A 21033-nucleotide genomic window follows, 5' to 3' on the forward strand; every position below is an offset into this window, starting at 1 on the left:
ATTTCCGCCCGCCAAGAAGTACCGGGCCGGCAGCGGCCTCCGCGCGCTGACTCCAGCAAAAACGGATAGCCCTATTTTACTTACATGTCATCCATGCGCCCTATCTGCCGTACCAAGCGCTTGGTTTCATGCTCTTCCATATCCAGCAATGACTGCACCAGTTCTGTGACCTCGGGTATTTCTGCCTTTTCGATAAGCGTTCGGTAAAGACTGATGATTTGTTCGTGGAAATCGACCACTTCCATCTCTACTGAAGTGGCATCCATTTTGGCGTAGTGATCGTCGCAATCCAGGTGGGTGGTAATAGGAGTGTGCGGCATGTAATCGTACACATAAGTGCGAGCTGCGCTGGGATCAGCCTGCTGTTCAAACCCTGCCACTATTTTCTCTATTTCCGCTTCGTGCGAGGCCAGATACTCAAGCAGCAGAGAAGCGCGTTCATTTTGATGAAGCGGAGCGCAATGAGACAGGCACTTTGCCAGGCTCCCGTGCAACTTTCGGCTCCATTCAATCAGGTCAAAAATAGTTTCAACTTTCATGCTAAACCTCTTGTCTGAATTTAAAAATACGTCGCTTAAAACGTCAGCGACCATGGTACTAGGAATGCCATTACGTCATCGGAATCACAAGGAAGAACTGCGCAGCCAACCCGATGATGACCGTGCCTGAAAGCGCGGTTATCGCCACCATGCTCAGCCAATATTCGGGGGCATTCGGAGCCGCCTCCCCTTGCCGGTACATGGGTACAATAATGCGCAAATACACCGCCAGCGAAAGCACACTATTGACAATCCCCACCACCGCCAGCCACGTGAATTGGGCATCTATGACAGCCGCAAAAATCAGGAACTTGCCCACGAAACCAGCAAGTGGCGGAATGCCGACCAACGACAGCAGAAATAGCACCATTGCGATCCCCATTAATGGCCTGTTGCGCCCCAGGCCATTGAAATCGGTCAAGGTGCGTCCGACCATGGCAACAATGGCGAAGGCACCTAGGTTCATGGCCGCGTAGGCGGCGGCGAATAGAATGATCGATGGCAAGGCAAGCGCGCTTGAGCCCACGGCCAAAATGCCCAGCAGGAAGTAACCGGACTGCGCAATTGATGAGTAAGCCAACAGCCGAACGACATTATCCTGCGCCAATGCGGCGAGGTAGCCGTACGTCATACTCAGTACCGCCAGCCCCGCAATAGCTGCGGGCCAACCGCTCTCCATGGGCAGGTCTCGAAGCACTTGGGTTAGCGCGAACAGAGCGCCGACTTTGGGCACCACAGACAGGTAGGCGGCTATCGATAAGGGCCCGCCTTGATAAGCGTCTGGCACCCAGAAATGAAACGGAACCAATGACGCCTTATAGCCGAGGCCGACAATCGCCGTCACCAGGCCGAGGATGGCGGCTAGCGGCATGGCGTCGGCGCGCGCGAGATCAGAGAGCAGCGTGGAGCCAGCGGCGCCGAACCAGTAACTCAAGCCAAAGACCATCACCGCGCCGGTAACCGAGCCGAATACAAAGTATTTCATGGCGGCTTCGGTGGCCGGGTCATCGTCCGGGTAGGCCACCAGCGCGAAGCTGGCCAGGCTGGTCAACAAGACGCCCAGCACTAGAAACATCATATCGCCGCTTCCGGCCAGAACGAGTGCACCAAAAGTGGCAAAGCACAGCAAACTGTAGACCGTGCCCTCACGAACGGTGCCTCGCACATCCACGCGCGCCAGCAACAGGGAAAGCACGGTGGCGGGCAACAGGATAAGTTTGGCCCAAATACTGAGCGTGTCGATTCGGAAGCTGCCCCCGAACACGGCGGCGTCGGTGCCCAGCATACTCAAGGTCAAGCCCGTGGCGATGAACAGGCCCACGATGGCAACCGCCAAGGCAACGCGCGGCCAGCGCAGCATTTCCGCAATCAGTGCACCGACCGCCGTTAACAGAACGGCTATTTCGGGAATTAATAACGCAAGGTCATGACCCATTACAGCACCAACGCCGAGGTCGTCCGATGAATGATGTCCAGCACCCAGGACGGCGCCACCCCGGTAACTAGGGTAAGCACCAGCAGTGGCGCCACGGCGAGCAGTTCCCGCACGCTCAGGTCGGGCATGCTATGCCAGCGTTGCTGGGGCTCGCCAAGGAAGGTTTCGCGGATTGCCTTGAGAAAAGTGCCGGCAATGATCGCGATGCCCAGTATCGCGACAACAGCGGCGGGCACAGTGCCCAGAGTGCTGAGAAATATCTGGAACTCGGCCGGAAAGTGCGCCAGACCAGGCAGACCAAGGGACGCGAAGGCTGCCAGCATAAATGACCAGCCCAGCAGCGGAACCGTTTTAAGTAGGCCACCGAATTCACCCATTTCCCGAGTATGCGCACGCTCCTGAATCATGCCCACCAGGAAGAACAATGCACCGGTCACCAGGCCGTGACTGAACATCTGCAGGACGGCGCCATCGAGGGCGGTGGCACGCACTGAGGGGTCTAGGGTCAGTGCGGCCACGGCGACGCCGATGATCACATAGCCCATGTGGTTGATCGAGGTATAGGCCACCAGGCGCTTGAGATCGGTCTGCGCCAGAGCGGCGAAGGCGCCATAGAGCGCGCCGATGACACCGAAAACCAAAACAACGACGCCGGCTTCGCGGAACGCCTCCGGAGTCATTTGTAGAGCGAAGCGAACCAGCCCATAGGTTCCAAATTTCAGCATGATGCCGGCCAGGATGACACTGCCGATAGTCGGCGCCTGAACGTGGGCGGCAGGTAACCAAGTGTGCAGCGGTACGGCGGGGATCTTGACCGCGAAAGTAACCAGCATGGCGACCAACGCCCACATGGCCGCGGCCCCTTCAAGCGGTGGATTAGCGATCCAGGCGCGCATGTCGAAGCTGGGATCGGGACTGCCGAGGTAAAGCCCCAGGATGGCGAGCAATAACGGCAGGCTGCCCAGAAGCGTGTAGATAAAGAACATCAGAGCCGCCCGCTGCCGGTCCTCATGCCCCCAGCCGGCAATCATGAAATACATCGACACTAGGGAGACTTCGAAGAACACATAGAACAGAATTCCGTCGAGGGCGGTAAAGGTGCCGATAGCCGCAGTTTCCAGAAGTAGAACCAAAGCCACGTAGGCGCGCGGGCGCTCGCGCAGCGACGAAGCATAGATGAACGCCACCAAAAACAGCATGGCACTCAGCAGCACTAAGGGCAGGCTGATACCATCCACCCCGACCCGGTAGGCGGCACCGATGGCCGGAATCCATTCGAGCTCTTCGACTTGGGAAAAGCCCGCGCCACTCACTCCCTCCAGCCACATGGCCAGCGCGCCGACCAGAGTTAAACCGGCGGTGCCAATACCAATGCTGTGTACGGTTCGCGCCGTTGGCCTCGGAAGGGCCAGAATCAGGACGGCACCGGCGAGCGGCAAAAACAGAGTAAGTGATACAACTGGTAGCATGAGTATGGCTGTCCTCTAGAAACTCAATGAAGCCGAAAGCAGTATGATCAGTGTTACGGCGGTAACCACGGCGCTGATAGCCAGACTGTGGTGAATCCAACCGCTTTGCAGGGAGCGGGCACGGTCTCCCCAGCCTCGCACGCCGGCCACCAGGGAGAAGATCAGGCCGTCGATTCGGCGCTCATCTCCTACCCGAACCAAATGCGCCACGGCCAAGCTGGCACGGCCAGTACCCAACACCGCCGCATACAAACCTCGTTCCACGCGCCCGCAACCTCGAGCAATGAAGAGGCCTCCACGGCCGACACTCAGGACGGTCGCGTATAGGCCACGCTCCAGGCGCTGGCAGCCGTAGGCAATGGCCATGGCTGGTCGGCCGATCCAGAAGGTGAGCCCTCCGGCGATGACCAGCCCCGATTGTGCCCAGGGGTGGAAAGGGCCAAGCAGGCGCGGTGCCGGTACCAGCCAGCCCAGCGCCAGGCCGACCACTGCCGCGAGAAGTCCGAACAGCATGGCGGTAGTGCCATGGGCTTCAGGGCCGGGTAAACCCAACAAGGCTTCAATGGGACCGAAGGTCAGACCCAGGAAGACGGCTGGGATTACCAGGGCCCATACTCCCACCCCCATCCAGCGGGCACCGGCGACCGGACGGCTTTCGCTCTCGCCCTCCTCGCGCTCGAGCCATAGCATCCGAAGCGCGCGAGCCAGGTAGGCGCCAGTCAGCAGTGTGCCCGCCAGTGCCAGCGGAGCGAGCCAGGCGGTACTTGGTGCGGACAGCGCGGCGGCGATCACCGCGTCCTTTGAGAAGAAGCCGCTCAGCGGTGGAGCACCCACCAGGGCCATCGCTGCCAATGCGAAGCCGAGGAAAGTCCAGCGCCGATCGCGCCCTACACCCCGCAAGCACCTCAAAGCCGTGCCGCCGCGCGCATGCTGAAATTCACCAGTCGCTAAAAACAGGCCGCTCTTGATGGCGGCATGGGCGAGCAGATGCAGCAACGCCGCCAGCGGCACACCGGCGCCGACCGCAATCAGCATCAGACCATACTGACTGGCGGTTGAGGCTGCCAGCAGGCGTTTGAGGTCGCGTTCGGCCAGCGCAATCAGCCCTGCCGCCACGGTAGTAATACCGCCCACCAGCCCAATAGCGAGCAAAACGTTCGGCGCCAGCAGCGGCGCTACGCGGATCAGTAAAATGGCGCCAGCTGCCACCAATGTCGCCGAATGCAACAACGCCGACACCGGTGTTGGCCCCGCCATGGCGCGCATAAGCCAATCCTGCAAGGGGACCTGGGCGGACTTGCCCATGGCGGCCAGCAGCAACAAAAGCCCGGCCGCCACGGCGGTGCCTCCGTCGACATTCAGGGTGGCGGCGATCTGGCTGGTGCCTGCCGCCCCGATGAGGATAAATATAGCGATGTACAGACCAAGGTCGGCGCTGCGGGTGTAGAGAAAGGCACGGCTCGCGGCGTTCGCCGCTTCGGGTCGCTGAAACCAGAAGCCGATCAGCAGGTAACTGCACAACCCGATCAGCTCCCAGGCGACGAGCACCAGAATCCAGTCGCCGGCCAGCACCAGGGCCTGCATGGCGGCAACAAACAGGGACATGAGGGCAAAAAATCGGGGTAAACCGGACTCCCGCTTCATATAGCCCACCGAATAAATCAGTACGCAAGTCGCCACGGCGGCCACCAACACACTGAACAGCGCGGTTAGCGGCTCGGCGGTCAACCGCAAGGGCAGATCCGGCAAGCCTGGCAGCACCAGGGGTGCGGAGTCACCACTGGCGGTCGCCCCTAAAAGCCTAAGGCTTGCCGCCAGGCTGAGTGCGACCCCGGCCAACGCCAAAATAGCCGCTCCCCGGCGCAGCAGCAGAATGGCAGCGGCCGCAAGCAAAGGGAACACTATGGGAAAGACCAGGTCACTCATCCTTTCAGGTCTCCTGCCTCTTCCATCTCGACCGAGCCCTTGGCCCGGAAGCGTGCAATTGCGACGCCGAAACCGACGGCCATCTCCACTGCCATAACCGTCATCACCACCAGCACAAACATCTGTCCGGCGTAGACCTCCGGATGCAGAAAGCGCCAAAAGGCCACCAGGTTCACCAGCGCGCCCGCCAGAATCAGCTCCACGCCCATCATTATCATGACCAGATTAGTCTGCGAGAGCGCGCCATAGATACCGACACCAAAGAGAATGGCGCCGGTCAGAAGTGCCAGGATCAGTACCGGAGTCATTTTGAAGCCTCCTGTTCTTTATCACCGTTTCCCTTGTCGAGCTTTCCTGTGTCGACGCCGGGCTGGCGCACCGGAATCGCTACTGCCGTAGCCGCGATCATTGCGGTCAGGATGGTGATGGCGGCGGTCTCGAAAACCAGCATAGAGCGACCCAACATTTCAAAACCGAGTTCCCGCGTTTGCATTGCGGCATCCGGCGCCTCGGCGACTATCGGTCCCCAATCAGAGAACAGCGCTACCGAGATGGCGGTGGCGGCGGCAATGGCTCCGGCGCCAATCGAAAAGCGCTTCTGGTGGCTCATATCCATCCCGCCAAGCCCACCGGGGTCCATCATGAACATCACCATGAAGATGGCCATGATGCTCATTTCGGTGGCCATCATCATAATCTGCAGCACGCCCAGGAATTCGGCCTGCATGGCCAGAAACATGCAGCCCACGGCGGCCTGCGAAAACAGCAGCGCCAATGCAGAACGCACCATAGACGCAGTACGGAACACCGCCACACCGAAACCAATCGCTGCCAGCCCGAATACGCCGACAAAAAAAGCCTGAACAACCATTAAGGCACCACCAGGATGAGCAATCCGACTATCAAGATATTGAGCAATGCCAGAGGGATCCCGAGCTTCCAGCACCAGCCCAGCAGATCCGCCTCGCGAATACGAGGTAAATAAAAGCCGACCAACAACATCGATACGGCTACCGCCAGAGTCTTGATCAGGCTCCAGGCCCAGGGCGGCAAAAGCGGCCCCTGCCAGCCACCGAGAAAAAACACCGTGGTCGCGGCAGACAGGGTGATTACCATCACCAACCGTGCCAGCCGCAACACTGCCAGGCGCACGCCGGTGTATTCGGCGTCGACCCCGCCGGCCAACTCACCGGGTGCGGTAGGCAGGTCGAAGGGTGAGCGGAACGCCAACGCGATAGCGGCGATGAAAAACAACACAAAGCCCAGCGGTTGGTAAACTATGTTCCATAAACCGGCCTGAGACTCGACGATGGCACTGTTTAGCAGGGACTCAGCGCGCATGGCGGTCGCCGTAATGGGCATGACGATAAGCATGGAGTAGGCGATAAGCTGGCCGAGAAAGCGCCAGCCACCGACCATCGCGTAGGCGCCATTCGGGCCCCAACCCGCCATAATCAGCGATACCAACACATAGGCAAGCACCGCGTTAAGAAACAAGGCGCCGGTGGCCAGATCAGCGATGACCAGATCCGGCGCCAGCGGAAGCACGGCAGCACCGAGCACCGCTACCACCAGCAACAACACTGGCGCGGTCTCGAAAAACAACCGGTCGGGTTTGCGCGCCAGGATGGACTCCCGGCCCAGGTGCGACAGGCCCGCCAGCAGCGGCGCAACCGGTCGCAGGCGGCCGGTCGTTAGCCAGGCCTCAATCACAGCCAGTAACCAAGCGCCAACCAGCAAGGTGAGCAACACTAAGGCGACAGTCATGAGGTCACCTCCCAGGGCGAGAGATCCAGTGACCCGACCGCCACCAGGGCATCGCCCAGCTCCTGGCCCTCGACCAAATCGGCGACCAAGCCGATATGTTGGCTGCAGGCGCTATCCAGCTCGACCGATACCACCTGCCCTCGCTCCTGCGTTAGTCGCAATGTGGCGCGGCCACGCGGCGTTTCCACGGTCGCCTCTCCCGTTCCGGAAGGGTTGTCGATGGCGCGCAGCTTGGGGAGCTCAGGGTCTCCGGCCACCTCCACGAGGTCGAGACTGGTCATGATCTCAACATGCCGCTGCCGGAGACGCGCCCAGGCGTCCCCGGCGCTCTCAGCGCGCATTTCGAAACCCAGCTCGCGATACATTGCATCCGCCTGGCGGGCGTCTTCGGTTCGGCCGGAGGCGCGGGCCACCGTGCCTCGTAGATCCTGGGAGCCGTGGGGCAAAGCTCCGATGCCTTTCAAGCGCGCTTTGAGGAGGGGCGTATGCTCGAGCCGTGCAATGAGCGACTGCAGCGCCGGTCGCAGGGCGACAAGCTGCTCCCGGTCGGCGCGCTGGGTTTCCAATTGCAAAGCCGCCGCACGACGCGTTAACCAGACAAAGCTGAGCTGGCGCCCCAACTGAGCCAGCCAGCCCAGGTGGCTGGCGATGCGCTCGCGCTCAAGAGCGGCCGCCCGGCCCCGCTCGACGGCCGGATCTGGCTCCAGACCGGCCGCCTGCTCGATAGCGCGACAGGCCAAGAGGCGATAACTTACCGGTGCCAACGGCATAGCCGCCGCCAGGCGCTCGATGAAGGTTTCGACCGCCACCTCTTCAGATGACGTGTTCATAGCTACCAGAGATGTTGCTTGGCCCTCGGTCACCCCATCGCCGTCGAGCGTCAAGGTTAGCTTCAATCCGCCCGGCAAACCGGGAAAGCAGGGGCCGAAGGGCACCTCAAGCCAGTCCATTGCCAAACCATCGGCACTGCGGGGCAGGTCTTTGGTAACCTCGACCATGGACATGAATCCGGAACTGTCGTGGTCGTGGTCGTGGTCGTGGTCGTGGTCGTGGTCGTGGTCGTGGTCGTGGTCGTGGTCGTGGTCGTGGTCGTGGTCAGAATGATCATGCCCGTCATGGTCGTGCCCGGAATGGTCATGGTGGTGCTCGTGATCGTGCTCCGACACATCTTCCTTCACGCTCTCGTCTTCTCCGGGCTTATGCGGTTCTAGATCCATGCCGCATTTGGGGCACCTGCCCGGCTCGCTTCTGACTACTTCTGGATGCATGGGACAGATATATTCAGTGCCGGATTGTTCTTGAGCCGGTTCCTGTTGGTGGCCGTGATCCTGGCCCTGATGATCCTCATGCTCATGGCAATGAGCATGCTCGTGATCGTCGTCGCCCTGATGCTGTTCGTGGTCATGAGCGTGTTTATGATTCTGGTGATGGCCGTGATGGCGCTCATGACTCTGTCCATGATCATTGTGGTGAGCATGGTGATGATCGTGTCCCTCGCTCTCATGCTTATGATCATGATGATGTTCGTGGTGCTCGTGGCCGCGGTTCTCGTCGTGTTCCCCGGCATCAGAGTCGCCGCCGGCTTCGCGCGCCACCAAGTCCATGCCGCATTTGGGACAGCTACCTGGTTCGTCTTCCACCACTTCTGGGTGCATGGGGCAGACGTATTCGGTTTTGGTTTGCAGGATTGATGAGTCAAAATCGTCGGGCGAGGCGGCGAAGGCGCCTTCGGCCAGCAACCGCTGCAGCCGAGTGGCCGCCTCCATCAGTTCGGTTTGTGAGAGATCCGCAGAAACGTCAGCTTGAGGTAAAGACGAAGGTGCTGACCCACCGAGCACTAGAATAGCTCGCGGCCTAGGCATCTGGGCATAGAGCACTGCTGTGGCCTCATCCAACTTCTGAGATAGCTCACCGACAATCAGAAGCACAGTGGCATCGCGCGGCGTGGCGGCGATGCGCATGTCTGCGGCCGCCAGGTCCAGCCCATGCGCCAGGGCCACTTCCGGCCCAGGGACTACCAGGCAGCTCAAATTGCGCGCCAGAGCCTGCCCAACCCACCTTCGCAGGATAGATGGACGCCCTTTGCGTGCGCCGGCAAGTGTCGTTGCGGCCTCAGACATCACTGCCGCCTCAGAGCGCCCTGGCTCCATCCGTAAAGCAGCCCGAGAAAGAGAATCGCAAGAAACACGCCCATATCAAGTAAAGCAACCAGCCCTACCTCCTTGAACACAACCGCCCAAGGGTACATGTAGGCCATCTCCATATCGAACGCCAAGAACAGCAACGCATAACCGTAATAGCGCGCATGATAACGTCCCCAGACCGGATCGCGTGACAGCACCCCCGCACTCGCCGGCACATCCTTTCCCGGCTCCTGCCGTGTCGCCCCCAAACTACGAGCCAAGCCATAAAGGCTCAACACCGTACCCAGGACACCCAGGGCTAACCCCAGCAGCAATGAGTATTGTTGTGTAGCGCTCATAACGTCTAACTTCTCAAGTTTACTCTGGCACAGGTTCGTGAGATCTAACTCTCTATTGCACAAAAAATATGGAACCCCGTTCAACGAATGGTTCGACGAAGATCAGTTTCAAGTCTAGACACCCTTGCCGGAAGCGCAAACTATCCCTCTACTCACGCGGTCAGAACCTCCGCCTTCTACTGAGTTTTAACAAGTAGATTCGACTACGGCACGTCCTTGAAGTCGCGAATATGCAACAGATCTTCTACCGGGAGAACGGCCACAAACCCGTCGCTGTCGAGCCCCTTGTGGACCGTCCGGGCAATGGTTTTCACTATTTTTTCCGCCCGACCCGCTTCCTCGAATATCTCGGCGCGAACCCAGTCAGCCATAGTGTCCTCTGCATAGTAGTTCCGGTACTCGCCGAAACCGCGTACCTTGGAAACCGTCAAGCCGGACACGCCAATTGCTTTCAGCGCGCCCTCGACTTTTTCAAGTTCTAACGAGGAAAATATTGCCGTTACTTTGCAAAATTTCGTATTCATCATAACTCCACTACATTAAGGAAATTGAGCGACGAGCAACTCAGATCATCCCTTCTTCCAGTAGTTAAACATTCGAAGCTAAACTGCAGTCAAAAACGGTACACACTTCTATTTTCTACGCCTCTTCAAAACTCAGTCGCCACGTTTGTTACATGGCCAATCCGCAAACGCCAGAAAATAGAGGGTAAGCGGATTAAATGATTGATCTTACCTTTGCATGAGAGTGAGACAGACCGGCATCTCATCGGATTATCTGGTTGATGCTTCACCTACTGCTGGTGCATGTTTCCTTCGCTAATTCCAGCAAGAACCCCACACGCCTCAACTTCCCGGTCATCGTTGCAACTCGCTCTCAGTGAAACGAGTTGTTTCTCAAGCGCTTGCAGAGCGGTTATCTGCGACCGCACATGAGAGATGTGATCATCGAGCAAGGCGTTGACGGCGGTACAAGGCTGATGAGGGTCGTCCTGATAGCTCTGTAGTTCGTGAATCTCAGCCAGTGACAGGCCCAGGATTCTGCAGCGACGGATGAAGGCCAGCCCCTCACCATGCTTCTCGGTATAGACACGGTAACCGTTGTCCTGCCGATCAGGCGGCGGCAACAAGCCCTGCTGTTCATAGAAGCGGATCGTCTGTGTTTCGACCCCTACCAACTGCGCCAACTGACCAATGCGCATCAGCCTCCTCCCCAACGGATTCTTTACTCTATTGACCTTATAGTAGCTTTATAGTTTTAAATGGTACCACAACATTGTTCAAGTGGAGTCGTATCATGAGCAAATCCTGTGGTGGCGCCTGTGGCGGTGATGCAACGTCCGCAGCGGATACCGATATACAGGCCTCCTCCGAGGCGCCAGGGAGATGGGTCAGTGTTTATGCCGTGCCGAAGATGGACTGTCCATCAGAAGAACGAATGATTCGCCTAGCCCTGAACGGCTTTGAGGAGATTCGGGCGCTGTCCTTCGACTTGTCGAACCGCCGGCTGAAGGTCGTGCATGACGGCGAGGTCGAGCCCGTCACCTCGAAACTGAAGACCTTGGGGCTAGGCGCCTCGCTTCAGGAAACCGTCGCTGCAAATCCGGAGACCATCAAGGCCGCCGAGTTTTCGGCAGCTTCTGCTAAGCAAGAATCCGGGACCCTGCGCTGGTTGCTCGGCATCAATGCACTTCTGTTCGTGGTGGAAATGACTGCCGGTCTGATCGCCCAGTCCACCGGCCTGATTGGAGAATCCCTGGACAATTTTGCCGATGCGGCGGTGTACGGGCTTGCCCTTTATGCGGTTGGACATAGCGTGAAAATGCAGGTACGTGCCGCGCATCTTGCTGGTGTACTGCAACTGATCTTGGCTGTGGGCGTGCTCGTAGAGGTGGTGAGACGCTTTGTATTCGGTAGTGAGCCTGAATCGCTGGTGATGATGGCTATCGCATTCGTCGCATTGATTGCCAATACCAGTTGTCTGCTGCTCATATCCAAACATCGGGAAGGCGGGGCGCACATGAAGGCAAGCTGGATATTCTCGGCCAACGACGTGGTGATCAACCTGGGGGTCATCACCGCCGGCGCCCTGGTCGCGTGGACCGGTTCCAATTATCCGGATCTGATTATCGGCACCATCGCGGGGGGCATTGTACTTAACGGTGCCAGACGCATTTTGGCGTTGAAGGGTTAAATAATGCTCATTATTGGCAAAAAGCTCTCGCCGTATGCCCTATTGTCCATATCGGGCCTGCTGGCAGCGTCTGATCAGGCTGTAAAGTGGCTGGTGCAGCAATCAATGGCCTATGGCGAGTATGTTTCGGTGACCCCGTTCTTTAACTGGGTGCACCTATGGAACACCGGTGCCGCATTCAGTCTTTTTGCGAATGGTGGAGGCTGGCAGCGCTACTTATTTATCGGAATCGCGGTAGTGGTCTCGATTTTTCTGATCAAGCTGATCCTTGAAAATCGTCATAAAGGAGAAGCCATCGCTTACAGTCTTATCCTCGGTGGCGCCATGGGCAACCTGATTGACCGGGTCTTTCGCGGCTATGTTGTGGATTCCTTTGATTTCTATTGGCGAGACTGGCATTGGCCGGCCTTCAACCTGGCTGATATTGCAATTGTCCTCGGTGCCTTACTTTTCGTTTCCAGCAGCTTGTTGGGTAAAAAAGCAAACACCAATGCCGAGCCGGATGGATCTGACTGACACCTACGCCTATACAACACCATGACCGAACTTCCCGACAACATCCTTCACCTGCCGCAATACCAAGTACTGGGCTGCAAATCAACCGACGACGAAATGCACTTCCAGGTGGACGTGCCCGATCCCATCGCCTGCGAGGAATGCGGCGTGCAGGGTGAGTTCGTACGGTTCGGCAAGCGTGACGTTCCCTATCGTGATCTGCCCATCCACGGCAAGCGGGTCACTCTCTGGGTGGTCCGCCGCCGATACACCTGCCGGGCCTGCAAGACAACATTCAGGCCCCAGCTACCGGAGATGGTGGACGGATTCCGTATGACACTGCGGCTGCATGAGTACGTGGAGAAGGAATCCTTCAACCACCCCTACACCTTTGTGGCGGCACAGACCGGCCTGGACGAGAAGACGGTGCGCGACATCTTCAACGCCCGCGCCGAGTTCCTGGGGCGCTGGCACCGCTTCGAGACGCCCCGCATCCTGGGCATTGACGAGCTATACCTGAACAAGCGCTACCGCTGCATTCTGACCAACATTGAGGAGCGAACCCTGCTCGACCTGCTGGCCACCCGCCGCCAGGACGTGGTGACCAACTACCTGATGAAGCTGAAAGACCGGCAGAAGGTCGAGATCGTCAGCATGGACATGTGGAACCCCTACCGGGCAGCGGTCAAGGCTGTGCTGCCCCAGGCCCGTATCGTGGTCGATAAGTTCCATGTGGTGCGCATGGCCAACGATGCCCTAGAGAGAGTGCGCAAGGGCCTCAGAAAGGAGCTGAAACCGTCCCAGAGCCGGACTCTCAAGGGAGACCGGAAAATCCTGCTGAAACGCGCTCACGAAGTCTCAGACCGGGAGCGCCTCATCATGGAGACCTGGACAGGCGCGTTCCCGCAACTGCTGGCCGCCTACGAGCACAAGGAGCGCTTCTACGGCATCTGGGACGCCACCACACGGCTCCAGGCAGAAGCCGCCCTGGACGAGTGGATAGCCACCATCCCGAAGGGCCAAAAGGAAGTCTGGAGCGATCTGGTCAGGGCAGTGGGAAACTGGCGCGAAGAGACCATGACCTACTTCGAGACGGACATGCCCGTCACCAACGCTTACACGGAGTCCATCAACCGACTGGCCAAGGACAAGAACCGTGAAGGGCGCGGTTACTCCTTCGAGGTGATGCGGGCACGAATGCTCTACACCACGAAGCACAAGAAGAAGGCACCGACTGCGAAGGTCTCTCCTTTCTACAAGAAAACCATCGGTTACGGACTGCCGGACTTCGCAGAGGAACTCAACTACGGAGTCGATCTATCAACCATCTGAGGGTGGTATCAGATTGATGGGGTGAAGGTGCCCCATCAACCATTAAATCCGTATACCCAAAATAGAGAAAGGCAAGATTAACGAGTGGAATCAATATCAAAACGCCCAAAATTCCCGGATACCCAACACGCTGGCAAATACGCCACGTCGGTATCACAACAATAATGGCAACAACCAGCATCCATAATCAGTGGCCCGCGCCCATGGTGTTTCCTAACATGTTACCTTCAATCATATTCAAAGCTCCATTTCAATTGGTTAATTCAGTGGTGATGAGAATGAGTGTGCTCTCCAGTCGGCGGCTCTACCCCCGACGTTTTTTTAAGAAATACCTGCTCGCCAACCGCAATTAGGACCATCGCCACTACGGCCACGCCGATCACGAACGGATCCGTATTCAGTTTGACCCAGACAAAACCTCCGAGCGCCAGTAAATCGAGAGCAATGGCTGTAACGGGTACCCACGCTTTGGCCTTGATGTCCTCACGCAAGTAGCGAAGCACGCCCCAGTGAATGGCGATATCCATTATCAAGTAGAACACAATTCCCAGAGCGGCAATCCGAGACAGATCAAAAAATGCGGTCAGAAACAAGCCCAAAACGACAGTATAGACCAGAGTGTGCTTCTGGATACTCCCAGGCATACCAAAATGATTGTGTGGGACCAGCTTCATTTCAGTCAGCATGGCCAGCATTCGTGAGACCGCAAAAATGCTGGCTAGAATGCCGCCCGCAGTAGCCATCATTGCTATGGCCACCGTGAACCAGACCCCATAGTTTCCCAGTGCTGGGCGCGCGGCAGCGGCCAGGGAATAATCCCGCGTCTCGATGATTTCGGCCAATGAAAGGTTGCTCGCAACAGCGAAACCAACGAGTGTGTAGATCACGACGCAAGCAGCGATAGAAATCACAATGGCACGACCGACATTACGCTTAGGATTTTTCACCTCAGAGCCGCTATTGGTAATGGTCGTAAAGCCTTTAAACGCCAATATCCCCAGAGCCGTAGCCCCCAGGAAGTTGCCTACGGTTCCCGCCTCTCCGGGGCTTGAGAAGTCCACGGAAAGCCTGTCCGCAACCCAGATTCCCACCAGCCCGAAAATGACGATGCCACCAATTTTCAAAACACCGATAAAAGAAGCTACGCCCTGGATCAGCCTATTACTGGAAAGGTTAATCAGAAAGGCTGCAAGAATAAGTGATACGCCCAAAATAGGCACCATCATACCGCTCTCATCTCCACCGAAGAGCTGCATGGTGTAGGAACCAAAAGTGCGGGCAAGAAAGCTCTGAGCGATCACCATGGAAAAATACATCAGCAGAGCATTGAACGCTGTTGGCAAGCGATTGCCATAGGCCTTGTGCAAATACATGCCAATGCCACCGGCGGACGGGTAGGCATTGGAAATCTTGATGTACGAATAGGCGCTGAAGCTGACGATGACGGCGGCGGCCAGGAACGCCAACGGGAAAAGGACGCCGGTCATCTGCGCCATCTGCCCGGTAAGCGCAAAGATACCGGCGCCAATCATGACACCGGTACCCAGCATGACCGTACCCGATAATGTCAAACTTCCTTCCTGATAACGCGTTGTTCTGTCATCGTCCTTAGCCATAAAGCCTCCGGGCTGTTAAGTTGGTTTATCTACTCTATGAAATCAGAACCAAATGCGGGCGCCAATGACGAGGCCGGTTTCGGAGTCGTCTCCGCCTCCGGCACGTATCTGGTCAGCCTTGTCCCCCAGAGGGCGGCTCCAATAGGCACCAATGTAGGGAGCAAATTCTCTGGACAGTTCGTACCGATAGCGTAATCCCACACGAATATCATTCAATCCGGTGGGGCGATCGTACGCTTCAGCATCGGTCAATGCGGCGGCAACTTCCAAACGCGGCTGCAGGTAGGACACCTGGGTCAGGCGCAGGTCGTATTCGGCCTCAATGGTCGCGGCGATGTCGCCATCCTCATTCACCGTAATGGAGTTATCCATCTCAAACCGATAGGGGGCCACACCGAACAGGCTGAACACCAGGTAGTTCTCGCGCTCCGCCCCCGACGCCAACGACCCCCGGGTACCAATACCCCCTTGTAGCTCCCAGAACGGGGCAATCAGACGACTGGCCAGCACCTCCGCGCTCTCCAGCTCAGTGGGCTCGCCATCATCCTTCTGGTTTTCGCCTTCGCTCTTGAAATAGATTCGATTTCTGTCGCTACCGTACCAGGCCAGCATATCCCAGACGAGCACGTCTTCGTCGTTATCGGTCCGGGTGACTTCCAGTCGGTCAAACAGAATCTGGCCGGTTCGATAGGATTTAACGGGCTCGGGCCAGTCGTCTTCGGCGTGGCCCGCCCACACCGGGCCGCTCACTCCAGCCAGCACCAGAGACACAACGATCTCCAATTTTCTCATAATTCCTCCTTAGCTGACGTTGACGACGCGGAACATGCCTGCCTTCATGTGATACAGCAGATGGCAGTGAAAAGCCCAGCTGCCGGGCGCATCAGCGCTGATTTGCAACGAGACCACCTCACTGGGTTTAAGGCTGATAGTGTGTTTTCGAGGACGGGGGTATTGGCCGTTTTCAAGCTCCATCCACATGCCATGCAAATGGATGGGGTGATCCATCATGGTGTCATTCACCATGATCAGACGCAGACGCTCTCCATGGTTGAACTCTACGGGACCATCGACTTCGGTAAACTTCACCCCATCAAAGGACCACATGTATTTCTCCATGTTGCCGGTGAGGTGAAGCTCAATGTCCCGTTCCGGCTCCCTTTCGTCTGGCCAGGGATGAGCGCCGATCAGATCGCCATAGACCAGAACGCGATGATCCACATCCTCAAGGCCAACGCCAGGCTCGTTTAGCCGGCTGACCGGATTGCGAGCAATCATCGCTGCGGCGGGACCATGGCCACCCGGTGCGTGCTCGATGCCAAGATCCGGGGCCGAAGGCCGTTGTTGAGATGCCGCCACACCCCCGTCATGGTCACCGTGCATCTCATGCTGCCCACCCATACCGGATTCATCGCCCTTGGAGGACGCCATATCCATGCCATCCATATCGTGGCTCATCCCCATCGCCGCCATACCCCGTTCGGGCACCGGCCGTAAATCGGGCACCGGCGCTTCCTGACCCACGTCCGTTGCGAGCGTGCCCCGGACATAACCGCTGCGATCCATACTCTCCGCGAACAGCGTATAGGGCCGTTCGCTTTTCGGCGTCACGATGACATCGTAGGTTTCCGCCACGCCGATACGGAATTCATCGACTGTGACTGGCTTGATCGGTTGACCGTCGGCGGAGACCACCACCATCTCAAGGCCCGGAATGCGAAAATCAAAAAACGACATGGCCGATCCATTGATGATTCTCAACCGGACCTTTTCGCCGGGCTTGTACAGCGCTGTCCAGTTTGTTGCATTATCACGGCCATTCATCAGATAGGTATAGGTGGATCCGGTCACATCCAGCAAATCCCGGGAGCTCATGCGCATTGTGTTCCACATGGACCGCTGTTCCCAGGTTTTCGCCAGCCCTTGACGGCGGATATCGGCAAAAGTGTCCCCCAAGGTTCGCTGCTGGTAATTGTAGTAGCCCTCCGCGACGGTCAGGTTGCGGAATACCTCGTGAGGGTCTTCAAAAGTCCAGTCGCTCAGGATGATCACATGCTCCCGGTCCGCGCCTATATCGCCGTCGGCCGGATCAATCACCAGTGGCCCCAGGTGCCCCAACTGCTCCTGCAGTCCCGAGTGGCTGTGATACCAGTAGGTTCCATTTTGTTTAACGTCGTATTCGTACTGAAAGGTTTCTCCTGGTTTGATACCGGGAAAGCTCACGCCGGGCACACCATCCATGTTCTCGGGCAGAATGATGCCGTGCCAATGAATTGAGGTGTCATCAGCAAGCGAGTTGGTGACGTTCAGGCGAGCTCTCTGTCCTTCTTTGAGCCTGATCAGCGGCCCGGGCATGCTTCCGTTGATGGTGATTGGTCGACCGATCTTCCCACCAATGTCCATATCCTCGCGGCGAATATGCAGGTCGACCGCTGGGTCCGCATTGACGGCATCGCCATAGCTTCGCCCCAGAGGAGACGCCCAGGTCGGTGCCATCCTCGCCATGGCAAGGGCCGATGCCGCCCCGATCGCTGATTTGATAAAGCGTCGACGGCTCGCCTCTATCGGTTTTCCCATCATGCAACCTCCTGACTCTTGTAAACTCTCGCAAAATGGATCTGACTCCAGGGCCCACCAGGCGGTAGCCCAAGCTAATGATGAGGAGCTTCAGCGGAACCCCGAGCAGTCAAGACTTGATACTGCTCGTGGGACAGCTCGGGAAGGCGTCTCAAGAAAGCCACCATGCTCCAGATTCGCTCGTCATCATGGTTCGGACCCCAGCCCGGCATGCCGGAGGCTTTGATGCCGTGTTTTATGACCCAAAACCTATGTTGGGCCCGCGACTCAAGATCCTCTTCCCCTTGATGCGGTTGCGTCAGATCCGGTGGCGCGGGATTGAGGCCCAAGGTGAAATCACTCTCATCCTTGCCCGGTTTGAGATGGCAGCCGGCACACATGTCATTGTAATCAGCGCCCCCGGCCAGCAGGCGCTCGGACGTGTCCAGATCCGCGGGCACTTCAATCCCGCTCGACGCCCGGTCAACCGAGCGTTCGCGCAGTGTTTCCAGCGCCCAATAAGTCAGTGGCGTATGGTGATCGTCCGCGCCGACGGGATACAAACCCGAGTAGATGAACGCTACAGCCGCCGCTATGGCAATGACGAGCGCAGCGATTAGGCATTTGATGCAAGACAGAAACCTAGGGGCCGCCATGTGCTCTCCTTTATGCTTTAGTGGTCGTGTTGGGAATTACGCGCTGCGTCGTCATCGGACTCGGAGTGCTTGTGCTCGGACTCCTTTGAGTCGGCATCCTTCTTATCCATGTGCTGCTTGCACTTCTTCATCATGGCCTGCATGACCGGGTCATCCATGTCCATCTCGGCGTGGTCCATGTCTTTCATTTCTGAGCATTTCGGCTTTTCGGCCTCCTCCATATGCTCCGACGGCTCATGCGCCTGCACGGCTAGGACCAAAATAAGCGCTGGCAGGGCGGCCAACCAACGTAAAGTTTTGTGTGTCATGGGGTAACTCCTCAATTGGAACGAAAGTGAACAGCCATTGCTGTTTTCAACAACCAACACTCACTCTAACAAACTGGCCCTGTCTGCCAGATGACTCGAACATTACATTTTTGTAATGTTCGTGTAACCTTGTCGTTGGACACAGTCAGCTACACTCGTGCGATACGGATCAGAAGAGGTGCTTCATGCGACTGCTGGTGGTAGAGGACGAAGTAAAGACAGGTGACTATCTGCGCCAAGGCTTAACCGAAGCCGGCTTTATGGTCGAGCTGGCACGCAACGGTCTCGACGGCCATCACCTGGCGATGACGGAGTCTTTTGAGCTGATAGTTCTGGACGTCATGCTGCCAGATGTGGACGGGTGGCGCATCGTGCAGTCATTGCGCGAAGCCGGCCGCCAGACTCCGGTGCTGTTTCTAACGGCACGTGACGCTGTGGACGACCGCGTAAAGGGCCTGGAGCTGGGCGCCGACGATTACCTGGTGAAACCTTTTGCCTTTACCGAACTTCTGGCCCGAATACGCACATTACTGCGCCGGCGATCCGCGCCTACCCTGTCGGAACAACTGGAGATTGCCGACCTGTCTCTTGACCTGCCAAAACACCGCGTTACCCGCGCCGGGAAGAAAATCAACCTCAGCCACAAGGAGTTTTGCCTTCTGGAGCTTATGGTCCGTCGGCGTGGCGAGGTGTTGCCTCGTTCGCTAATTGCTTCCCAGGTATGGGATATGAACTTCGATTCCGACACCAATGTGATTGATGTGGCCATTCGTCGATTGAGGGCCAAAATTGACGATGATTTCGAGCCCAAACTGATTCACACCGTGCGTGGCATGGGCTACAAACTTGACGTGGAAACCGACGATGAAGATCACTAATCGGCAACCACTGTCGCTGGCCGCTCGGGTCATGGTGTTTGTGGGGCTGGCCATTGGGCTCAGTCTTTTCCTGATCGGGAACCTGGTGCTCAGTGCCGTCGAGCGTCACTTCGCCGAACAGGATGCCGGTGAACTGGCCGTAATGACCGAAGCGGTTGTCGAAGCCTTGCAGAGCGGTGGCAACGGCTCCGCACAACAAACTGATGCCTTGGCTAACGCCATATCCGGACATCACGGAGTCTTTTTCGAAGTTCGGGATGCGCAGGGCGATGCTGTCTACAGCATGCCGGGTGCCGACCTGTCGCAAGCAACCGACCCCCTCTCCCCAACGTCCGAAATTAATGCAGGCAACGTGCAAACCTGGCAGGAAGGCGATAAGACCTTCCGGGGTGTGATCTCTCAGAATGAGGTCGGAGGCCGGAGTTACTCGATCACTACGGCCATTGATATGGGCTTCCACCTGGATTTTCTCCAGAGCTTTCACCGCACTTTGTGGCTTATCATGAGCCTCGCCGGCGCCATTACCCTTCTGGCCGCCTGGTATGGCATTCATCAGGCCCACGCGCCCCTGCGCGATTTGTCTGACAGAATCGGCGATATCCAGGCCGATCGGCTTCACGTGCGCCTCGACCCAGCCTCGGTGCCATCGGAGCTACAGGGCCTGGTCACCTCGTTCAATCACATGATCGGTCGGCTGGAAGACAGCTTTACTCGCCTGTCGCACTTCTCGGCCGACATCGCACACGAGTTGCGTACGCCGCTCACCAACCTCATTACCCAGACCCAAGTCGGCCTGGGAAAGGCCAGAGATAGGGAAGAATACCGTGAACTGCTGTATTCCAATCTGGAGGAGCAGGAGCGCCTGGCCAAGATGGTCAATGACATGCTGTGGCTGGCCAAGAGTGATCACGGTCTCCTCAAGCCTGTACAGACACCGCTGGATTTAGCGAGGGAGGTGAATGCGCTGTTCGATTTTTTCGAGGCACTGGCGGAAGAGAAGCAAATCCGCCTGATATTGGAAGGCCAGGCACCCCCCATTCATGGTGACCGGGCCATGCTGCGACGAGCGATTTCCAACCTGCTCTCCAACGCCATCCGCCTCACACCCTCGGGGGAGACGGTACTCGTACAACTGGCCAGAACCGGAGACCAAGAGGTCTCGCTAAGCGTCCAAAATCCGGGTTCGGAGATTCCCGCCGAACATTTACCCAACATTTTCGACCGCTTTTATCGCGTCGACCCGTCGAGAGCTCGTCAAAGCGAGGGCGCAGGACTTGGGCTCGCTATTGTCAAATCCATCGTCGAGGCTCATGGCGGTCGCGCTGAAGCAACATCGGCGCGGAACATGACCACTTTCACGCTCACCTTTCTCGAAGACTGA

Annotated in this window: 21 protein-coding genes; 5 read left to right on the forward strand and 16 right to left on the reverse strand. The window is 57.6% G+C overall.

From position 1 onward, the window contains the following. Positions 1 to 80 precede the first annotated feature (80 nt). The 11 genes from ACQCLF_RS03245 to cadR form a co-directional block, all read right to left on the reverse strand. Positions 81 to 539 (reverse strand): ATPase, encoded by a 459-nt coding sequence (locus ACQCLF_RS03245; protein WP_089034386.1) that lies wholly within the window; start codon positions 537 to 539, stop codon positions 81 to 83. A 70-nt stretch (positions 540 to 609) separates the two neighbouring features. Then, positions 610 to 1974, reverse strand: a complete 1365-nt coding sequence (locus tag ACQCLF_RS03250; protein ID WP_089034387.1) for an NADH-quinone oxidoreductase subunit N — start codon at positions 1972 to 1974, stop codon at positions 610 to 612. Further along, positions 1974 to 3443: a complex I subunit 4 family protein gene (locus ACQCLF_RS03255; protein ID WP_062816629.1), complete on the reverse strand. Its 1470-nt coding sequence runs from the start codon at positions 3441 to 3443 to the stop codon at positions 1974 to 1976. Before ACQCLF_RS03255 ends, ACQCLF_RS03250 begins: the two co-directional genes overlap by 1 nt. 15 nt (positions 3444 to 3458) lie before the next feature. Beyond that, positions 3459 to 5369, reverse strand: a complete 1911-nt coding sequence (locus ACQCLF_RS03260; RefSeq protein WP_426984865.1) for an NADH-quinone oxidoreductase subunit L — start codon at positions 5367 to 5369, stop codon at positions 3459 to 3461. Continuing rightward, on the reverse strand, positions 5366 to 5677 hold the full coding sequence (gene nuoK, locus ACQCLF_RS03265) for an NADH-quinone oxidoreductase subunit NuoK (RefSeq protein WP_008930119.1): 312 nt from the start codon (positions 5675 to 5677) through the stop codon (positions 5366 to 5368). The genes ACQCLF_RS03260 and nuoK overlap by 4 nt, the downstream gene beginning before the upstream one ends. Next, on the reverse strand, positions 5674 to 6240 hold the full coding sequence (locus ACQCLF_RS03270) for an NADH-quinone oxidoreductase subunit J family protein (protein ID WP_008930118.1): 567 nt from the start codon (positions 6238 to 6240) through the stop codon (positions 5674 to 5676). The genes nuoK and ACQCLF_RS03270 overlap by 4 nt, the downstream gene beginning before the upstream one ends. Next, positions 6240 to 7136 (reverse strand): complex I subunit 1/NuoH family protein, encoded by an 897-nt coding sequence (locus ACQCLF_RS03275; protein WP_008930117.1) that lies wholly within the window; start codon positions 7134 to 7136, stop codon positions 6240 to 6242. The genes ACQCLF_RS03270 and ACQCLF_RS03275 overlap by 1 nt, the downstream gene beginning before the upstream one ends. Beyond that, on the reverse strand, positions 7133 to 9286 hold the full coding sequence (locus ACQCLF_RS03280; protein WP_426984866.1) for a heavy metal-binding domain-containing protein: 2154 nt from the start codon (positions 9284 to 9286) through the stop codon (positions 7133 to 7135). The genes ACQCLF_RS03275 and ACQCLF_RS03280 overlap by 4 nt, the downstream gene beginning before the upstream one ends. Continuing rightward, positions 9256 to 9618, reverse strand: coding sequence for an NADH-quinone oxidoreductase subunit A (locus tag ACQCLF_RS03285; RefSeq protein ID WP_062816625.1), 363 nt, complete (start codon positions 9616 to 9618; stop codon positions 9256 to 9258). Before ACQCLF_RS03285 ends, ACQCLF_RS03280 begins: the two co-directional genes overlap by 31 nt. 203 nt (positions 9619 to 9821) lie before the next feature. Next, the gene (locus ACQCLF_RS03290) at positions 9822 to 10142 is read right to left on the reverse strand and encodes a P-II family nitrogen regulator (RefSeq protein ID WP_062816624.1); all 321 of its coding nucleotides are present in this window, start codon (positions 10140 to 10142) and stop codon (positions 9822 to 9824) included. 269 nt (positions 10143 to 10411) lie between these two features. Beyond that, the gene (gene cadR, locus ACQCLF_RS03295) at positions 10412 to 10819 is read right to left on the reverse strand and encodes a Cd(II)/Pb(II)-responsive transcriptional regulator (RefSeq protein WP_004364961.1); all 408 of its coding nucleotides are present in this window, start codon (positions 10817 to 10819) and stop codon (positions 10412 to 10414) included. A 95-nt stretch (positions 10820 to 10914) separates the two neighbouring features. Here cadR and ACQCLF_RS03300 point away from each other — a divergent pair, with 95 nt between their 5' ends. The 3 genes from ACQCLF_RS03300 to ACQCLF_RS03310 are packed head-to-tail and all read left to right on the forward strand — an operon-like array spanning position 10915 to position 13638. Continuing rightward, positions 10915 to 11811 carry a cation transporter gene (locus tag ACQCLF_RS03300; protein ID WP_004574643.1) on the forward strand — a complete coding sequence of 299 codons (897 nt, stop codon included), beginning with the start codon at positions 10915 to 10917 and terminating at the stop codon, positions 11809 to 11811. 3 nt (positions 11812 to 11814) lie between these two features. Continuing rightward, entirely contained in the window at positions 11815 to 12327 is a 513-nt protein-coding gene (gene lspA, locus ACQCLF_RS03305; protein WP_008740521.1) for a signal peptidase II, read from the forward strand. A gap of 21 nt (positions 12328 to 12348) precedes the next feature. Beyond that, entirely contained in the window at positions 12349 to 13638 is a 1290-nt protein-coding gene (locus ACQCLF_RS03310) for an ISL3-like element ISPpu12 family transposase (RefSeq protein WP_004574636.1), read from the forward strand. 263 nt (positions 13639 to 13901) lie between these two features. Here ACQCLF_RS03310 and ACQCLF_RS03315 read toward each other — a convergent pair whose 3' ends face one another. The 5 genes from ACQCLF_RS03315 to ACQCLF_RS03335 form a co-directional block, all read right to left on the reverse strand. After that, a complete protein-coding gene (locus tag ACQCLF_RS03315) occupies positions 13902 to 15254 on the reverse strand; it encodes an APC family permease (protein WP_426984867.1) in 1353 nt (450 codons plus the stop codon). Positions 15255 to 15296: 42 nt separating this feature from the next. Continuing rightward, positions 15297 to 16046: a copper resistance protein B gene (locus ACQCLF_RS03320; protein ID WP_426984868.1), complete on the reverse strand. Its 750-nt coding sequence runs from the start codon at positions 16044 to 16046 to the stop codon at positions 15297 to 15299. Positions 16047 to 16055: 9 nt separating this feature from the next. Continuing rightward, positions 16056 to 17834 carry a copper resistance system multicopper oxidase gene (locus ACQCLF_RS03325; RefSeq protein ID WP_426984869.1) on the reverse strand — a complete coding sequence of 593 codons (1779 nt, stop codon included), beginning with the start codon at positions 17832 to 17834 and terminating at the stop codon, positions 16056 to 16058. A 71-nt stretch (positions 17835 to 17905) separates the two neighbouring features. Then, complete coding sequence (locus ACQCLF_RS03330) at positions 17906 to 18466, reverse strand: c-type cytochrome (protein ID WP_277673025.1); 561 nt, start codon at positions 18464 to 18466, stop codon at positions 17906 to 17908. Between the two features lie 17 nt (positions 18467 to 18483). Continuing rightward, positions 18484 to 18774 carry a hypothetical protein gene (locus tag ACQCLF_RS03335; RefSeq protein ID WP_265367045.1) on the reverse strand — a complete coding sequence of 97 codons (291 nt, stop codon included), beginning with the start codon at positions 18772 to 18774 and terminating at the stop codon, positions 18484 to 18486. Positions 18775 to 18959: 185 nt separating this feature from the next. Between ACQCLF_RS03335 and ACQCLF_RS03340 the strand changes: the two genes are divergently transcribed. Beyond that, entirely contained in the window at positions 18960 to 19652 is a 693-nt protein-coding gene (locus ACQCLF_RS03340) for a heavy metal response regulator transcription factor (protein ID WP_265367044.1), read from the forward strand. After that, entirely contained in the window at positions 19639 to 21033 is a 1395-nt protein-coding gene (locus ACQCLF_RS03345; RefSeq protein WP_426984870.1) for a heavy metal sensor histidine kinase, read from the forward strand. Before ACQCLF_RS03340 ends, ACQCLF_RS03345 begins: the two co-directional genes overlap by 14 nt.

It is taken from the genome of Marinimicrobium sp. ARAG 43.8 (assembly GCF_050113635.1).
In the GTDB taxonomy this organism is placed as follows: domain Bacteria; phylum Pseudomonadota; class Gammaproteobacteria; order Pseudomonadales; family Cellvibrionaceae; genus Marinimicrobium.

Excerpts from the sequence above, each read along its gene's own strand:
- ACQCLF_RS03245 (WP_089034386.1), bottom strand. The coding sequence starts at position 539 with ATGAAAGTTGAAACTATTTTTGACCTGATTGAATGGAGCCGAAAGTTG.
- ACQCLF_RS03250 (WP_089034387.1), bottom strand. The coding sequence starts at position 1,974 with ATGGGTCATGACCTTGCGTTATTAATTCCCGAAATAGCCGTTCTGTTA.
- ACQCLF_RS03255 (WP_062816629.1), bottom strand. The coding sequence starts at position 3,443 with ATGCTACCAGTTGTATCACTTACTCTGTTTTTGCCGCTCGCCGGTGCC.
- ACQCLF_RS03260 (WP_426984865.1), bottom strand. The coding sequence starts at position 5,369 with ATGAGTGACCTGGTCTTTCCCATAGTGTTCCCTTTGCTTGCGGCCGCT.
- nuoK (WP_008930119.1), bottom strand. The coding sequence starts at position 5,677 with ATGACTCCGGTACTGATCCTGGCACTTCTGACCGGCGCCATTCTCTTT.
- ACQCLF_RS03270 (WP_008930118.1), bottom strand. The coding sequence starts at position 6,240 with ATGGTTGTTCAGGCTTTTTTTGTCGGCGTATTCGGGCTGGCAGCGATT.
- ACQCLF_RS03275 (WP_008930117.1), bottom strand. The coding sequence starts at position 7,136 with ATGACTGTCGCCTTAGTGTTGCTCACCTTGCTGGTTGGCGCTTGGTTA.
- ACQCLF_RS03280 (WP_426984866.1), bottom strand. The coding sequence starts at position 9,286 with ATGGAGCCAGGGCGCTCTGAGGCGGCAGTGATGTCTGAGGCCGCAACG.
- ACQCLF_RS03285 (WP_062816625.1), bottom strand. The coding sequence starts at position 9,618 with ATGAGCGCTACACAACAATACTCATTGCTGCTGGGGTTAGCCCTGGGT.
- ACQCLF_RS03290 (WP_062816624.1), bottom strand. The coding sequence starts at position 10,142 with ATGAATACGAAATTTTGCAAAGTAACGGCAATATTTTCCTCGTTAGAA.
- cadR (WP_004364961.1), bottom strand. The coding sequence starts at position 10,819 with ATGCGCATTGGTCAGTTGGCGCAGTTGGTAGGGGTCGAAACACAGACG.
- ACQCLF_RS03300 (WP_004574643.1), top strand. The coding sequence starts at position 10,915 with ATGAGCAAATCCTGTGGTGGCGCCTGTGGCGGTGATGCAACGTCCGCA.
- lspA (WP_008740521.1), top strand. The coding sequence starts at position 11,815 with ATGCTCATTATTGGCAAAAAGCTCTCGCCGTATGCCCTATTGTCCATA.
- ACQCLF_RS03310 (WP_004574636.1), top strand. The coding sequence starts at position 12,349 with ATGACCGAACTTCCCGACAACATCCTTCACCTGCCGCAATACCAAGTA.
- ACQCLF_RS03315 (WP_426984867.1), bottom strand. The coding sequence starts at position 15,254 with ATGGCTAAGGACGATGACAGAACAACGCGTTATCAGGAAGGAAGTTTG.
- ACQCLF_RS03320 (WP_426984868.1), bottom strand. The coding sequence starts at position 16,046 with ATGAGAAAATTGGAGATCGTTGTGTCTCTGGTGCTGGCTGGAGTGAGC.
- ACQCLF_RS03325 (WP_426984869.1), bottom strand. The coding sequence starts at position 17,834 with ATGATGGGAAAACCGATAGAGGCGAGCCGTCGACGCTTTATCAAATCA.
- ACQCLF_RS03330 (WP_277673025.1), bottom strand. The coding sequence starts at position 18,466 with ATGGCGGCCCCTAGGTTTCTGTCTTGCATCAAATGCCTAATCGCTGCG.
- ACQCLF_RS03335 (WP_265367045.1), bottom strand. The coding sequence starts at position 18,774 with ATGACACACAAAACTTTACGTTGGTTGGCCGCCCTGCCAGCGCTTATT.
- ACQCLF_RS03340 (WP_265367044.1), top strand. The coding sequence starts at position 18,960 with ATGCGACTGCTGGTGGTAGAGGACGAAGTAAAGACAGGTGACTATCTG.
- ACQCLF_RS03345 (WP_426984870.1), top strand. The coding sequence starts at position 19,639 with ATGAAGATCACTAATCGGCAACCACTGTCGCTGGCCGCTCGGGTCATG.